At 34.7% G+C, this 308-nt stretch carries 1 protein-coding gene; it reads right to left on the minus strand.

Annotation, left to right across the window (positions count from 1 at the left end):
* Positions 1 to 274 (minus strand): helix-turn-helix domain-containing protein (locus JMM81_RS22790; protein WP_256243834.1); only part of this gene is annotated, 274 nt, incomplete at its 3' end.
* Positions 275 to 308: the final 34 nt, after the last annotated feature.

The following is a 308-nucleotide window of genomic DNA, read 5'->3' on the forward strand; positions in this document are numbered from 1 at the left end:
CCACTTCACTCAACCACTTGATTTCTTTTTTTAGAAAAGTCATTTCTTTTTGCGCTTTGACCGCATTAAAATACTCGGATTTCCACTGATTTTCTGTCAATTGACCGTTTTGCACCATTTCTTGAGTGATAGACCAATAGATATTTTGATGGTTCTGTTGACGGAGTGCCTGATTAAACACATAACGGCAAGAACCGATTGTTTTATTCATCATCGTCGCTTGATCTTTGGTTGGGTATAAACGAAATTTATATCCTTTATAAACATAATCCACTTCGTTTCCTCCTTTCTTTTTATTCTTATACAAT

The sequence above is a fragment of the Bacillus sp. V3B genome (assembly GCF_024494465.1).
Taxonomy (GTDB): domain Bacteria; phylum Bacillota; class Bacilli; order Bacillales; family Cytobacillaceae; genus Bacillus_BD.